At 63.7% G+C, this 14590-nt stretch carries 10 protein-coding genes and 1 pseudogene; 7 read left to right on the top strand and 4 right to left on the bottom strand.

Going from position 1 to position 14590, the window contains the following annotated elements:
* Positions 1-268 precede the first annotated feature (268 nt).
* Together FB481_RS19830 and FB481_RS19825 are read left to right on the top strand one after the other, a co-directional pair.
* Entirely contained in the window at positions 269-1711 is a 1443-nt protein-coding gene (locus FB481_RS19830; protein ID WP_147177483.1) for a TldD/PmbA family protein, read from the top strand.
* Positions 1711-3030 (top strand): TldD/PmbA family protein, encoded by a 1320-nt coding sequence (locus FB481_RS19825; RefSeq protein ID WP_147177482.1) that lies wholly within the window; start codon positions 1711-1713, stop codon positions 3028-3030. Before FB481_RS19830 ends, FB481_RS19825 begins: the two co-directional genes overlap by 1 nt.
* A 633-nt stretch (positions 3031-3663) precedes the next feature.
* On the opposite strand, the gene FB481_RS19820 is transcribed toward FB481_RS19825, so the two are convergent.
* On the bottom strand, positions 3664-5190 hold the full coding sequence (locus FB481_RS19820) for a M81 family metallopeptidase (protein ID WP_256662779.1): 1527 nt from the start codon (positions 5188-5190) through the stop codon (positions 3664-3666).
* Complete coding sequence (locus tag FB481_RS19815) at positions 5187-6470, bottom strand: MFS transporter (RefSeq protein ID WP_256662778.1); 1284 nt, start codon at positions 6468-6470, stop codon at positions 5187-5189. Before FB481_RS19815 ends, FB481_RS19820 begins: the two co-directional genes overlap by 4 nt.
* Positions 6471-6630: 160 nt before the next feature.
* Here FB481_RS19815 and FB481_RS19810 point away from each other — a divergent pair, with 160 nt between their 5' ends.
* Positions 6631-7551, top strand: coding sequence for a LysR family transcriptional regulator (locus tag FB481_RS19810; RefSeq protein ID WP_147177480.1), 921 nt, complete (start codon positions 6631-6633; stop codon positions 7549-7551).
* A gap of 171 nt (positions 7552-7722) precedes the next feature.
* Positions 7723-8010, top strand: a pseudogene (locus tag FB481_RS23400) (phosphodiesterase); the annotation flags it as partial.
* 83 nt (positions 8011-8093) lie between these two features.
* Here FB481_RS23400 and FB481_RS19805 read toward each other — a convergent pair.
* Positions 8094-9215: a class I SAM-dependent methyltransferase gene (locus FB481_RS19805; RefSeq protein WP_147177479.1), complete on the bottom strand. Its 1122-nt coding sequence runs from the start codon at positions 9213-9215 to the stop codon at positions 8094-8096.
* A 311-nt stretch (positions 9216-9526) separates the two neighbouring features.
* Here FB481_RS19805 and FB481_RS19800 point away from each other — a divergent pair, with 311 nt between their 5' ends.
* Positions 9527-10516: a TRAP transporter substrate-binding protein gene (locus tag FB481_RS19800; RefSeq protein WP_147177478.1), complete on the top strand. Its 990-nt coding sequence runs from the start codon at positions 9527-9529 to the stop codon at positions 10514-10516.
* Between the two features lie 179 nt (positions 10517-10695).
* Here the strand turns inward: FB481_RS19800 and FB481_RS19795 are convergent, their stop codons facing one another.
* Entirely contained in the window at positions 10696-11616 is a 921-nt protein-coding gene (locus FB481_RS19795; RefSeq protein ID WP_147177477.1) for a LysR family transcriptional regulator, read from the bottom strand.
* Between the two features lie 113 nt (positions 11617-11729).
* Here FB481_RS19795 and araD1 point away from each other — a divergent pair, with 113 nt between their 5' ends.
* Complete coding sequence (gene araD1, locus FB481_RS19790; RefSeq protein WP_147177476.1) at positions 11730-12725, top strand: AraD1 family protein; 996 nt, start codon at positions 11730-11732, stop codon at positions 12723-12725.
* Between the two features lie 55 nt (positions 12726-12780).
* Complete coding sequence (locus FB481_RS19785) at positions 12781-14358, top strand: aldehyde dehydrogenase (NADP(+)) (RefSeq protein WP_147177475.1); 1578 nt, start codon at positions 12781-12783, stop codon at positions 14356-14358.
* Positions 14359-14590: the final 232 nt, after the last annotated feature.

The following is a 14590-nucleotide window of genomic DNA, read 5'->3' as shown; positions in this document are numbered from 1 at the left end:
TTATTCCTTGTTGATGAGTTGGTTTAAATGGACATCTAACTAAGTTGTTTGGCCTGGTTGGGTATGATTGAGTGAGCTTTATAGAGCAGCCCAGTTTGACTTCGACATTAGCTATCAAATTGCCATCTGTCCACGGGCAGCGAGTGCCTTTCTTTAATTGCCAAGTAACCTAGGCGCGTTGTCACTTGTCGTCCCTGTTCTTGGGCGATTGATCCTTCAACGATTTTTTTCCCATACTCCCCATTCATCACGACCCAAAGGGCCCGCAATGTTTGCCATCAGCGAAACCTTACAACGCCGCTTCGCCGCCCTGCATTGCACCGCCGATTTCTGGTCGCTGCGCCACGTTCGGGAAACCACCGAGCGTTATTGGGTGCGGCGCAATGTAGCGCGGGCACCGTCGTTCGCCGACGATGCGGGTGCCATGCTCAGTGTGCGGGTGGCTGGGGTGGAGGCTTACGCGGCGACCAGCGATCTCAGCCAGGCCGGCTTGCAGGCGGCGCTCGACAAGGCCGAGCGGCTGGCGCGGCAATTGGCGGGGCGCAATCTGCTCGATCTGCATGAGCTGCCGGTGCCCCATGAGCAGGCCGATGACGTGATGCCTGGCTATGAGCAAACGCTCGCCAGCCCGGCGTACTGGTACGAGCTGCTGGCGGCGGAGTCGGCGCGGGTGCCGCGGGATGAGCGGCTGGTGGACTGGTACGCCGGGCTGACCTTTACCGCCACCGAGCAGATTTACCTGAACAGCGTCGGCGCCCGTTTGCGCCGCGCTCAGCATTACGTTTTCCCGCAGCTGGGCGTTACCGCCAGCGATGGCGCCGACAGCCAGAGCCGCAGTTTTGGCGGCACCCACCTGGCGCGCCAGGGCGGTGCCGAGGTGATCGACGAGCTGGGCGTGGTCGGCACCGCCAGCCGTATCGCCGACGAGGCGCTGCAATTGTTGCTGGCGCCCAATACGCCGAGCGGCCATCGTGATCTGCTGCTGATGCCGGACCAGATGATCCTGCAGATTCACGAGTCCATCGGCCATCCGCTGGAGCTCGATCGCATCCTCGGTGACGAGCGCAATTTCGCCGGCACCAGTTTTATCCACCAGGAGGATTTCGGCCGTTACCAATACGGCTCGTCGCTGCTCAACGTGACCTTCGACCCAACGGTATCGGGCGAGCTGGCCAGCTATCGGCATGACGACGACGGCACCCCGGCGCAGCGCGAATACCTGATCCGCGAGGGCATCCTCCAGCGGCCGCTCGGTGGCGCGCTGTCGCAGTGGCGCAGCGGGCTGGAGGGCGTCGCCAACAGCCGCGCCTGCAGTTGGAACCGCCCGACCCTGGATCGCATGGCCAACCTCAATGTCGAACCCGGCAACCAGCGCCTGGAGCAGCTGATCGGCGGCATCGAACGCGGCATTCTGATGAGCAACAACCGCTCATGGTCGATCGATGACGCGCGCAACAAATTTCAGTTCGGCTGCGAGTGGGGCCGCCTGATCGAAAACGGCGAGCTCAAGGGCGTGGTGAAGAACCCTAATTACCGTGGCATCTCCGCGCAGTTCTGGCGCAACCTCAAGGCGGTCGGCGATGCCAGTACCTTCGAGGTGCTGGGCACGCCGTATTGCGGCAAGGGAGAACCGAACCAGGTGATCCGCGTCGGGCACGCCACGCCGGCGTGCGTGTTCGCCGATGTCGACGTATTTGGAGGGGCCGCCTGATGAACGCACGTCAGCATTTCGAGGCGCTGCTCGCGCACCTGAACGCCGGGCTGCAGGCCGGCGAGGGCTTTACCCTGGAGTACCAGGCCGAGGCCTCGGACTTCATCCGCTTCAACCACGCCCGCGTGCGCCAGGCCGGCCAGGTGCAGCAGGTGTACGCCACCCTGGCGTTGTACCAGGGCGAGCGGCATGGCGACTTCGAGCTGGCCCTGAGCGGGGTGATCGACGACGACCTGCCGCGCCTCGACCAGGCGCTGCAACGGCTGCGCGCGGTACTGCCGACGCTCGCCGACGACCCCTATCTGCGCCTGAACCGCGAAGCCTGGCGCAGCGAAACCGCGTCGGGGGACGCGGCCCAGCACAGCGAGGTTGCCATCGCGCAGATCAACGAGGCAGCCGCCGGGCTGGATCTGGTCGGCTTCTACGCCGCCGGGCCGCAGTATCAGGGCTTCGCCAGTTCCTGGGGAGCTTTCGGCTGGCATGCGGCGAGCAGTTTCAATTTCGAATTCAGCCTGTTCCACGAAAACGGTCAGGCTGTGAAAAGCAGTTACGCCGGCGAGCAATGGGATTCCCAGGCCTTCGCGCGCAAATTGGCGTTCGCCCGTGAGCAACTGGAATACCTGGGCAAACCCGCCCATGAACTGAAGCCAGGAGCGTATCGCACCTACCTGACGCCAGCGGCGCTGGAAGAATTGTTCGGGTTGTTCGCCTGGGGCTTTTCCGCCGAGGCGCTGGCCACCGGTGGCAGCCCGCTGCAGCGGCTGTTCGCCGGCAGCGCCAGCTTGAGCGACAAGGTGACGCTGGACGAGCGTATCGAAGGCGGCCTGGCGCCGGCCTTCACCCGTGAAGGGCCACGCCAGCCGCTGCGCCTGGTCAGCCAGGGCAAAGCGGGCGAGCGCCTGGTCAGCTCACGCAGCGCCGCCGAACACGGGTTGATCGCCAACGGCGCGGGCAGCGGCGAATACCCGTTCTCCCTGCAGATGCACGGCGGCGAGCTGGAGGAGGGCGAGATCCTGCAGCGCCTCGGTACCGGGCTGTATATCGGCAACCTGTGGTACGCCAACTTCTCCGACCTGCCGGCCGGGCGCCTGACCGGCATGACCCGCTTCGCCACCTTCTGGGTCGAGGACGGCCGTATCCAGGCGCCCGTGAACACCATGCGCTTCGACGACTCGCTGTTCGACTTCCTCGGCGCGAACCTGGAAGCCTTGGCCCGCGAGCCGGAGCTGCTGCTGCCCAGCGGCACCTACGGCGCGCGGCAGACCGGCTCGATGGCGCTGCCCGGCGCCTTGCTGTCGCGATTTACCTTGACGTTGTAAGGGGCGTGTTCCTGGGTATCGCTGCGCTCAACCGCAGGCTACGTGTGGCTCTGTTAAGGCAGTGTTGAGTGTAGTGATGGCCGGGAGTGATTGAGCTAGCCAACCGGTCGCGCAGTCGTCCCTGTCCAAGGGAGCGGGCTGGAAACGAACTGTTATCCCTCATCGCGCGACTACTATCTGCGCTCGTTAAGGCGCTCACCAATGAGATCGATCTCAAGGCGAGCGAGCAGGCGGATCTGAAAGAGTTCGCCCAGCGGTAGGTGTTTCGCGGGCCACTGGCACAACGGCTTCTGCCACGCCGGCCATGATGAGCCCGCATCCCCGCTAGCAGGCGTTCGCAGCCACTCGCCAGCATGGCTTGCGCCCAATCGGCTGAGTCGCCAGTTACGCCTGCAGACCACGCAACTGATCGGTGTGGTGATCCCCAGCCTCTTCAGCCCGGTGTTCGCCAAGCAGTTTCAGCCCATGGAAGAGGCCGCGCTCGCGTGGCTACAACCTGCTGCTGAGTACCACCTACCACCAGGCCGTCGGCTAAAACGACGTGACCGGAGAGCCGCTGCTCCAGTCTAGGCGCCGGACCCGCTGCGGCGTTCCTTTATCCGCTGCAGATCCTTACACGACGTGCTGCTGTAGCTATTGCTTGCTGCGCTGGCAAGGCTGGAAAACCGGCCCCATGGGTTTCATGCGGATCCCGGGTGCCAGGTTGCGCCAGGGCAGGTCTGATGGGTCCGCGACCATGGGCCCGGGCGCTTTGGCCACCAGAATCTGCTCGGCGATAGGGCTGAAGTCTGCCCGGAAATGTACTGAGCTCTTGTTGACCAAGATGCTCATATCTTCAGGCTGGATGCCGGCGACCCTGAACAGATTACGATCGAGCATCTGGGTCTTCGCCGAGCTGACCGCGATTTGCACACCGTCTATACCCAAGCAGGCCACTGGCCCTACATCGGCGAACATGCCATTCATCATCGGACCGTCGAAATGGCACTGTCCGTTGGACAGGTGCAGCACCTCGAAGCATCCCTGCAGCGGGCTGTCTCCCGGTACACCAGACTGTCCGCCGAGGCTAATCTCGATATGTGCGCCGACACCGGCACGCACCGCCACTTGTACCGCCTCGGGATCGAAGATCAAACCCACGGCGGCGTTTTTCGCCCCGTTGCGCAGTAATGCCTTGATCATGCCCGTGGTATTGGCATCGCCACCTGCGCCTGGATTGTCCTGGGTATCGGCAATCACCACAGGGCGACTGGACTTGGCAGCGATGGTCATGGCCTGTGCCACCGCTTGGTCGGGCGAAAGGAAGGGCACCTCCCACTGAGCTTCCTCGCTTAACAGTTGGTCGTAAAGCGCCACTACCTGCTGCTCCAGCACATCACGGTCAGTGCCGTAACCCCAGAGGACCGGTCCGCATTCGGCGAAGTCGGCGGCCGGAAAGCCGGGTGCGAATGACAACGATATTTCGGCGCTGTCGAGAGCTTGCAGGCGTTTGTAGAAGCCTTGCGCGGGTTCCAGCAGGGTGCACATGCCATTTAGCGGAATGAGGAACGGCAGGCGGCGGCTGACCTGATGCAGCCGGCCATGTTGCAGGCGCAGGTTTAACAGCTGGGCAGCGCGTGCGCCGGTGTCGGCCATGTCTACGTGAGGATAGGTGCGATAGGCAGTGAGGGCGTCCGCATGCCGTAGCATCGCCTCGGTGACGTTGGCGTGCAGGTCCAGTGAGGCGACTATGGGCAGTGCGTCACCGGTCACCGCCCGCAATCGCGCCAGCAAGGTGCCTTCGCCATCGTCGGTGTGCTCCGCGACCATGGCGCCGTGCAGGTCCAGATAGATGGCGTCCACTTTTTGCCGCCGTGTCGCCTCGATGATTTCGCCAGCGATGCGTTCGTAGGCGTCTTTTTCGACATGTGCCGAAGGGCTAGCACCGGCCCAGATCACCGGCACGATCTGGAAATCCAGCGCCTGCGCCTGACGCAGAAATCCGCCGACCGGGATGTTGACGTCACGTAGTTTCAGCAGATCGTCGCCCCGGCACAACTGCGGGAAGCCCTCGCCGCGCTCGAAGTTCTCGTAGCGGGCCTTGCTCGGGGCGAAGGTGTTGGTCTCATGCTGGAAACCAGCAACCAGAATTTTGTAAGGCATGGTTTTAATTCCTGTCATTTCTGGATGGCTGTCGGCACGCTGCTTTCAAAGCCAGACTGTGCCTTGGGTTTGTTGGCAGCCAGAAGCAAGGCGCCGACGGCGATGATCGCCACCATGGCCAGGATCCCCGACTCTGCCTGGCCGGTATGGGATTTGAGCAGGCCGATCAGGGTAGGGCTGACGAAGCCGCCCAGCAGGCCGATGGTGTTGATAACCGCGATGCCGCCGGCCGCTGCGGTTCCTTTGAGGTACTGCGGGGGGATCGACCAGAACACCGTATAGGCTGCCCAGAGCAGGGCGGTGCCCAGCGCCAGGCAGGTCAGCGAAGCACCCAGACTGCCCTTGAAGAGCGTGGCGGCGCCCAGGCAGACGGCAGCCAGAACTGCCGGCACTGCGGTGTGCCAGCGTCGCTCGTTCAGGCGGTCGGCAGAGCGCCCCAGGGCCAGCATGAACAGAATCGCCACCGCATAGGGGATGGCGGTGAGCACGCCGATGGTCATCAGGTTGTCCACGCCATTGTCGCGGATGATCGTCGGCAGCCAGAAATTCATCGCGTAAATGCCACAGATCAGACAGAAGTAGCCCAAGGCCATCAGGTAGATACGCGGATCTCTGAGCGCGGCACCGAGCGCGTGGTGGCCCCCCGCGTCTCTGTTCACTAACCGGGCGTGCGCGGCCTTTTCCTTGGCGCTCAGCCAAATCGCCTTGGCCGGGGTGTCGGAGAGTACCTTGAGTGCCAGCAGGCCCAGCATCACCGCAGGTATCCCTTCGATCAGGAACATCCACTGCCAGCCGCGCAGGCCGCCTACGTCAGCAAATTCACTCATGATCCAAGTCGACAGCGGAGCGCCAATAATGCCGCTGATTGGGCCAGCGAGCATGGTGAAGGCCATGACTCGGCCAAGGCGATCTCGCCCATACCACAGTGTGAGGTAGTAAATCATGCCGGGGGCAAAGCCGGCTTCGAACACTCCCAGCAGAAAGCGCAGGGCGTAGAAGCTTGTTTCGCTATTGACCAGGAACATGCAGCTCGAGGTAATGCCCCAGAGGATCATTACGCGGCTCAAGGTCTTCCTAGCTCCAATGCGGATCATTAACAGATTGCTTGGAGTTTCGAACAGCGCGTAGCCAATGAAGAAGATCCCGGCACCCAGGCCGTAGGCAGCATCCGATAGCCCCAGGTCGCTCTGCATGTGTAGCTTGGCGAAGCTGACGTTGACCCGGTCCAGGCAGGCGAACAAATAACACACCAACAGGAAGGGGAGAATCCGCAAATCGATCTTGCGGTACAAGGCCATCACTTCGGGGCTGTATCGGGTCGCTGTGCTCATCGCCTTCCCACCGTTGGCTAGTTGTTTGCCAAGGATGTTGCGTCTATGGTCCTAGTGCAGCAAGAGCAACTTTTTGGACGTTTCGTTGCTTTTAGGGCAACGGTATCGAAATGGAGCAGGCTGACCGATGCGTGAACTGAATCAGCGCAGAATGCGTTATTTCTTCGAGGTTTTTAGGCATGGCTCGGTGCGCGCTGCGGCGGAAAGCCTGAACACGGCGCCCTCTGTAATTACCCGGCAGATCAAGTTGCTGGAGGAGGAAGTGGGCGCTGAGTTGTTCGAGCGACTACCGCGTGGCGTAGCACCCACGGACGCCGCACAGTTGTTGGTGGAGTTCTGGCATGGTTGCAAGTCCCAGCAGGAGCATTTCGAGGAGAAGCTGCGTGCCTTGCAAGGCTTGCAGGAAGGTGAGGTACGCATCGCCCTGAGCGAGGGTTTCGTCGACATTCTCAATAGTCACGTGCTCGGCGAGTTTTCCCGGGTCTACCCGGGTATTCGCATCACGCTGAATGTCTTGCCGGTAAACACCGTGCTGGAATACGTGGCGACCGGGCGAGCACACTTCGGTATCGCCTACAACCCGCCGCCCCATGATGAAATCACTTACTTGGCTTCATGCCGGCAACCTATTCACTTGCTGCTCAGGGCAGACCATCCTTTGGCCACGCTGACTCAACCAGTCAGCCTCTATGACATCATCCGCTACCCGATTGCGACCATGCCTTTGGAGTTCGGCATCGGGCAGGCACTGCAGCATGTGTTTCACCGAGAAAACCTGGCTATGAGACCCGCGCTTGTCACCAATTCGCTTCTCGCGTTGAGGCGTTATGTACTCAATTCCAATGCAGTGACCTTCATCGCCGAGTTCTCTGCCCTGAGCGACGTGAGCTCCGGGCACCTGATCAGCCAGCAGATCGACCATGAGCTATTCAATAATGTGTATGGCCGGTTGCTGGTAAAGAAACGCCCTGCATTGTCGCCGGGCGCGCAGGAGCTGATCCGTTGGGTCACTGAGCGAGTGGAGATGTTTCAGGGCAGCCGGAGCTGACCCCTGCGACTGGTTTCACCGGGAGGAATTGCTTGTTGTCTTGCTGCTTGAGCCGTTCGCAGGCCTTGAGGATGACGTGGTCGTTGCCTTTCTCCAGTACCTTCCTTCTGGCATCTCCTCGGGATGCGGCCCTATTGATAGGTGATTCCCTGGTTGCGCAGTTGACCTGTGCTGGAGTGGCTGATCGACGGTCATCCGCAGATGGAATGACTGCTTTACAAGCACCTGCATTGGCCGATCCAGCGGCGCTTCGCCGGTAGCCTCAGCCGTTTGTGCCCCGGGATTTTCCACCAGATCGTGCTCGACCTGCAGCCCAGCGCACTGGTGCATTTCAATCTGGAGCCACTCGGCTATCTGCTGCACCACTGGCACGTGGCTCATGGGCTTATCACTCACATCGGCTTCGATAAATACCCGGGTCCGTATCCGTTCCATGACGCCAACGGCCTGATCGACTGAGAGACGGTTTCCCTGGGTATCGCTGCGCTACGGGCCGCTCTGGTAGCCCGGGTCTAGCGAAGCGACACCGGGGTTCATCTGGATCACTTGGTCGCCTTCAGCACCACGAACTTCGGGGTGGCCGCCACCTGCTCGACGCCGCGGAACAGCCGCGCCAGCTTGGCGTGGTAGCCCAGATGGCGGTTGCCGACGATCCACAGTTCGCCGCCGGTGACCAGCGCGCTGCGCGCCTGCTGGAACATGCGCCAGGCGAGAAAGTCGCCGACCACCTGCTGCTGGTGGAAGGGCGGGTTGCACAGCACCAGGTCCAGTGAGTCGGCAGACTGCTCGGCCAGGCCGTCGCCCGCGCGCACGGCCACCGGGCGCTCGCCCAGGGCGGCCTGCCAGTTCTCGGCGGCGGACTGCACGGCCATGTAGGACTCATCCACCAGGGTCAGCTCGGCCTGTGGGCTGCCGAGGGCGTAGACGATGCCCAGCACGCCGTTGCCGCAGCCCAGGTCGGCCACCCGGCGGTTGTCCAGATGGCGCGGCAGGTGCGGCAGGAAGGCGCGGGTACCGATGTCCAGGCCTTCGCGGCAGAACAGGTTGGCGTGGTTGCCGAGTTCCAGCGCCGGTTTGTCGAGGCGGTAGCGGGTCGGGTAGGGCGACTGCGCCGCAGGCCGAGTTTCGGGCGTGGCGTGCAGCAGACGGGCCTTTTTCACCGCCAGCGAAGCCTGTACCGGGCCGATGTACTTCTCCAGCAGGTCGCCAGCGGCGCGGGGCAGGTGCTTGATCATCGCGCCGGCGATCACCTGGGCGCCTGGCGCGAGCTGGCCGTGCAGGCGGATCAGCTGTTCTTCCAGCAGCGCCAGGGTTTTCGGGATGCGGATCAGCACCAGGTCGAACGGCCCACTCGCTGCCTCGCTGGCCGGGATGAACGTCACCGCGTCTTCGGCGAGGCCATTGCGCGCCAGGTTGAGGCGCAGCGCCAGGTGGCCGAGGTGCGAGTCGCCGCTGCTGGTTACCCGGGCGCGGCCGGCGAGGGCGCAGGCGAGGGCGCCAAAGCTGTCGTTGAGCAGCAGCACGCGTGCGTCGGCCGGCAGTGCCTGCACCTGATCGAGCAGATAGGCATCGGCGGCATCGAAGGCTTGCAGCGGCATGCCGGGTTGCTCGGGCTGGCGCTGCAGGTCGAGGGTGGCGAACGGGGTGACGAAGGACGACGACATGCTGATCTCGTGGTGTGCGTGGCGGGGCGCATTCTGCCACGGGAAATCTTCAGGTTGTGCGGCAGTTGGCGTATTTGCGGCTTGTTCGGCAGATGCCAATCGCGAAGAATCGCGGCCGCTGCCCTGCCGGTCATTTGCCAACCCGCCGGTCATATCCGCAGCCCCTCCAATAATAGTCGGCCCTTCCGCACCCGCTGCGGACCCAGCCGACAACGCGTCGCCAGTGCCTCGCCGAGGCCAGTCCAGATGAGTCCCTTTTTTCAGGTGGGTGCCCCGTGCGCCTGCCGTGCTGCCATTGCCAAGGTATCTGCATGTTCAAGTCCGTTGTCACCACCGTCCTGTCAGCCGCGCTGCTGATCTGCACGCCGGCCTTCGCCGCCGAGCCCATCGTCATCAAGTTCTCCCACGTGGTCGCCGAAGACACCCCGAAGGGCCGCGGTGCGCAGCTGTTCAAGGAGCTGGTGGAGCAGCGCCTGGGCGACAAGGTGAAGGTCGAGGTGTACCCCAATTCCACGCTGTTCGGTGACGAGGACGAGCTGCAGGCGCTGCGTGACGGCAAGGTGCAGTTGCTGGCGCCGTCGCTGTCCAAGTTCGATGCCTACACCAAGCAGTTGCAGGTGTTCGACCTGCCGTTCCTGTTCGATGACCTGGAAGCGGTGAAACGCTTCCAGAAGCGTGAGAAGAGCCGCGAGCTGCTGCGCTCCATGGCCGGCCAGGACATCTACGGCCTGGCCTACTGGAACAACGGCATGAAACAGCTTTCCGCCACCCGCGCGCTGAAGGTTCCCGCTGACGCCAAGGGCCTGAACTTCCGTATCCAGCCGTCGCCGGTACTGGAAGCGCAGTTCGCCCAGATTGGCGCCAGCACCAGCAAGCTGGCCTTCAGTGAAACCCTGGCGGCGCTGCAGAAGGGCACCGTGCAGGGCGCGGAAAACCCCTGGTCTAACCTGGCCAGCCAGAAGCTCGACAGCGTGCAGCCGTTCATCACCGAAACCAACCACGGTTCGCTCAACTACATGCTGATCAGCAACTCCAAGTTCTGGATCAGCATTCCCTATCAGGTGCGTACCCAGCTGGAAGCGATCATCGAGGAGGTCAGCTTCAAGGTGAATCAGGACGCCGAGGAGCTGAACCGCAAGAGCCGCGAGCAACTGGTCGCCGCCGGCCGCGCGCAGATCATCACCCTGACCCACGAGCAGCGCGAAGCCTGGCGCGAAGCGATGCGCCCGGTGTGGCAGCGTTTCGAGGCGGAGATCGGTGCTGATGTGCTGCGGGCGGCGCAGACGGTCAATCGGCGCTGATTGGTTAAGTCAGGCTGCTATGTGAGCGTGTGGCATGCTCGCGATTTTTCGCGGGCATGGACTGGGCGTCCCCGCCCGCTCCCACATTTAGATCTGCGCAAGGCCGTAGGATGGGTGCAACCCATCGGGATTGATGGATTGCACCCATCCTACGGTCCGCCCCATCTACGAAGCTATGACTACGAAGCGCGCAACTCCTCCAACAGCAATCGCGCCGGCGATGACAGCGGCGAGCCACGTCGGCTGATCACCCCGTAGGGCTCGCTGCGCAGTACCTGAGCCAGCTCCAGGCACGCCAGCTGGCCGGCGCGCGCCGCCGACTGGGCTGTTTCCCGCGGCATCAGCGCCACCAGGTTCGGATCTTCCTGCAGCAGCATCAGGGTGGCGAAGGTCGACGCGGTTTCCAGCGGATAGCGCGGAAACTCCAGCTCGGCGTCGCTGAAGGCCCGCTCCAGCACCAGGCGCATCGGCATGTTCGCCGGGAACACCACCCAGCTGTAGGCGGCCAGTTGCGCCAGGTTCAGGCCCGGCGTGCTCGCCAGCGGGTGGGCGGGGCTGGCCACCACTTTCAGCTGTTCGTCATGCAGGCTCAGGCAGTCGTAATCGTCCGGCCGGCGGCTCACGCTGGTGCGGCAGATCGCCAGGTCGACGCGGCCCTGGTCGATCAGGCTGAGTAGCCGCGCACTGGTGTCCTCGACGATTTCCACCGACAGCTCCGGCTGGCGCGCGCGCAAGCGTGACAGCGCGCGGGTCAGGTGCGGCACCGCACCCATGATCACGCCCACCACCAGGCGGCCGCCCTGGCCCTGGAGGATGCCGAGCATTTCTTCGCGCAGGTGCGCCAGGTCGCTGTGGATAAGCCGCGCGTAGCGAATCGCGCAGCGCCCCAGGTCGTTGGCTTCCAGGCCCTGACTGGTGCGGGTGAACAGCCGCGTGCCGAATGCCGATTCGATTTCGTTGAGCGCCTTGGTCGCGCCTGGCTGGCTGATCGCCACAGCGTCGGCGGCCTTGTGCAGCGAGCCCTGTTCGTCGAGGGCGATCAGCAGGCGCAGCTGTTTCAGGCGCAGTCGGGAAACCAGGGCGGGCAGGGAAGCGAGCATGGTGATAACCATCGGTTATTGCTTGATCAGAGCCTGTCATTAGGCAGGCTGGCGCGCAGTTCGTAAAGTCTGCTCTGTACCCGTTCGGGCAAGACTGACAAGAGAGATAAGCCATGCGACTGATCCAGTTCGAAACCACCAGCGGCCAGCGCCAGGTCGGCGTTGTCGAAGGCGACGCCATCCGTACCGTGCGTGACGTGGCCAGCACCCGCGAATTGGCGCTGGCGGCGATCCGCGCCGGGCGCAGCCTGCAGGGCGAAGTCGAGAGCCGCGGCAGCGACGCCGGCCCGTCCTACGCCGAACTGCAGCAGAGTGGGCGCATCCTGCCGCCGCTGGACCATGAGGATTCGGCCCATTGCCTGATCAGCGGCACCGGCCTGACGCACCTGGGCAGCGCCTCGACCCGCGACAAGATGCACCAGCAGAAAGGCCAGGACGAAGCCACCCTGACCGACACCATGCGCATCTTCCGCTGGGGCCTGGAAGGCGGCAAACCGGCTGCCGGCCAGGTCGGTGCGCAGCCGGAGTGGTTCTACAAGGGTGACGGCAGCATCGTCGTGCGCCCTGGCGCCGAACTGCCGCTGCCGGTGTTCGCCGAAGACGGCGGTGAGGAGCCCGAGCTGGTCGGCCTGTATGTGATCGGTGACGACGGCAAGCCCTATCGCCTGGGTTATGCCTTGGGCAACGAGTTCTCCGACCACGTGCTGGAGCGCCGGAATTACCTGTACCTGGCGCATTCCAAGCTGCGCGCCTGTGCCTACGGGCCAGAGCTGCGCGTCGGTGCGCTGCCGGCCCATTTGTCGGGCACCAGCCGCATTCATCGCGGTGGCGAGGTCATCTGGGAGAAGGAATTTCTCAGTGGCGAGGAGAACATGTGCCACAGCCTGGAGAACCTGGAGTTCCACCACTTCAAGTACCAGCAGTTCCTGCGCCCGGGCGACGTGCACGTGCATTACTTCGGCACCGCGACCCTGTCCTATGCCGACGGCATCCAGGCGCAGCCTGGCGATACCTTCGAGATTGAGATGAAAGAGTTCGGCGCGCCCCTGCGCAATGGCTTGGTAGCGGCAGCTGAACCGCTCGAGCCGGGTGGCGTGACCGCTCTGTAAACACTGTTCACCGGGGCCTTAGGGCCCCGCTTGGTTTTCCACAGGAGGAATATTCATGTCCGTTAATGGCCATAACATCATCGGCGGCGCCTACAGCGCAGCCGGCTCCGTAGTCCACAAGAGTCACGACGCCACTACTGGCGAAGCCCTTTCCTACGATTTCATCCAGGCCACCCCTGAAGAAGTCGATGCTGCTGCCAAAGCTGCCGCTGCTGCCTACCCGACTTACCGCAGCCTTTCCGCCGCCAAGCGTGCCGAGTTCCTTGACGCCATCGCCGACGAGCTGGACGCCCTGGGTGACGAGTTCGTCGCCACCGTAACCCGCGAAACCGCCCTGCCGACCGCCCGTATCCAGGGCGAGCGCGGCCGCACCAGCGGCCAGATGCGTCTATTCGCCAAGGTGCTGCGCCGCGGCGACTTCTACGGCGCTCGTATCGACCGCGCCCTGCCGGATCGCCAGCCGCTGCCGCGCCCGGATCTGCGCCAGTACCGCATCGGCCTGGGCCCGGTTGCCGTATTCGGTGCCAGCAACTTCCCGCTGGCCTTCTCCACCGCCGGCGGCGACACCGCCGCCGCGCTGGCCGCCGGTTGTCCGGTGGTCTTCAAAGCCCACAGCGGCCACATGACCACTGCTGCCCACGTGGGTGAAGCCATCCTGCGCGCCGCCGAGAAAACCGGCATGCCCAAAGGCGTGTTCAACATGATCTACGGCTCCGGCGTTGGCGAGGCGCTGGTCAAGCACCCGGCCATCCAGGCCGTCGGCTTCACCGGCTCGCTCAAAGGCGGTCGCGCCCTGTGCGACATGGCCGCGGCACGCCCGCAGCCGATCCCGGTGTTCGCCGAGATGAGCAGCATCAACCCGGTCATCCTGCTGCCAGAAGCCGCCAAGGCCCGTGGCGAGAAGATCGCTGGCGAGTTGGCCGGTTCGGTGGTCATGGGCTGTGGTCAGTTCTGCACCAACCCGGGCCTGGTGATCGGTATTCGTTCGCCGGAGTTCAGCGCCTTCCTGGAAACCTTCACCGCCAAGATGGCCGAGCAGCAGCCGCAAACCATGCTCAACGCCGGCACCCTGAAGAGCTACGTGAAAGGCCTGGAAGCGCTCAACGCACATTCGGGCATCACCCACCTGACCGGTGCCAAGCAGGAAGGCAACCAGGCTCGCCCGCAACTGTTCAAAGCCGATGTCAGCCTGCTGCTGAACGGCGACGAACTGCTGCAGGAAGAAGTCTTCGGCCCGACCACCATCGTCGTCGAAGTAGCTGACAAGGCCGAACTGCTCAAGGCCATCAACGGCCTGCACGGCCAGTTGACCGCCACCCTGCTCACCGAGCCGGGCGACCTGGCCGGCAGCGAAGCGCTGTTCGCGCTGCTCGAGCAGAAAGTCGGCCGTGTGCTGTTCAACGGCTACCCGACCGGCGTGGAAGTCTGCGACTCCATGGTGCACGGCGGCCCGTACCCGGCGACTTCCGACGCCCGCGGCACCTCCGTCGGCACCCTGGCCATCGACCGCTTCCTGCGCCCGGTGTGCTACCAGAACTGCCCGGACGCCCTGCTGCCTGACGCGTTGAAGAACGCCAACCCGCTGCAGATCGCCCGCCTGGTGGATGGCGCCAGCAGCCGCGACGCGCTGTAAGCGCTGGCTGCTTAGTTAGAGAAAGCCGACCTCAGGGTCGGCTTTTTTGTGGGCGGTGGATCGGACGTGATCGGTGCAGGTAGTCATCGGTGTGGGAGCGGGCCATGCCCGCGATTCGCGCATATGGCGCGCTCCCACAGGAGAACCGCGCAAATGCCCTCTGCCGTGGCCCGTGTTGAGCGAAGCGACACCGTGCATCGCCCATCGGTTGGATAACGCGAAGCTTATCCAC

The sequence above is a fragment of the Pseudomonas sp. AG1028 genome (assembly GCF_007993955.1).
Classification (GTDB): Bacteria; Pseudomonadota; Gammaproteobacteria; order Pseudomonadales; family Pseudomonadaceae; genus Aquipseudomonas; species Aquipseudomonas straminea.
The sequence above is the reverse complement of the archived record's forward strand: the minus strand, read 5'-3'. Positions and strand labels throughout refer to the sequence as shown.

Excerpts from the sequence above, each read along its gene's own strand:
- FB481_RS19800 (WP_147177478.1), top strand. The coding sequence starts at position 9,527 with ATGTTCAAGTCCGTTGTCACCACCGTCCTGTCAGCCGCGCTGCTGATC.
- FB481_RS19785 (WP_147177475.1), top strand. The coding sequence starts at position 12,781 with ATGTCCGTTAATGGCCATAACATCATCGGCGGCGCCTACAGCGCAGCC.
- FB481_RS19815 (WP_256662778.1), bottom strand. The coding sequence starts at position 6,470 with ATGGCCTTGTACCGCAAGATCGATTTGCGGATTCTCCCCTTCCTGTTG.
- FB481_RS19810 (WP_147177480.1), top strand. The coding sequence starts at position 6,631 with ATGCGTGAACTGAATCAGCGCAGAATGCGTTATTTCTTCGAGGTTTTT.
- araD1 (WP_147177476.1), top strand. The coding sequence starts at position 11,730 with ATGCGACTGATCCAGTTCGAAACCACCAGCGGCCAGCGCCAGGTCGGC.
- FB481_RS19795 (WP_147177477.1), bottom strand. The coding sequence starts at position 11,616 with ATGCTCGCTTCCCTGCCCGCCCTGGTTTCCCGACTGCGCCTGAAACAG.
- FB481_RS19830 (WP_147177483.1), top strand. The coding sequence starts at position 269 with ATGTTTGCCATCAGCGAAACCTTACAACGCCGCTTCGCCGCCCTGCAT.
- FB481_RS19825 (WP_147177482.1), top strand. The coding sequence starts at position 1,711 with ATGAACGCACGTCAGCATTTCGAGGCGCTGCTCGCGCACCTGAACGCC.
- FB481_RS19820 (WP_256662779.1), bottom strand. The coding sequence starts at position 5,190 with ATGACAGGAATTAAAACCATGCCTTACAAAATTCTGGTTGCTGGTTTC.
- FB481_RS19805 (WP_147177479.1), bottom strand. The coding sequence starts at position 9,215 with ATGTCGTCGTCCTTCGTCACCCCGTTCGCCACCCTCGACCTGCAGCGC.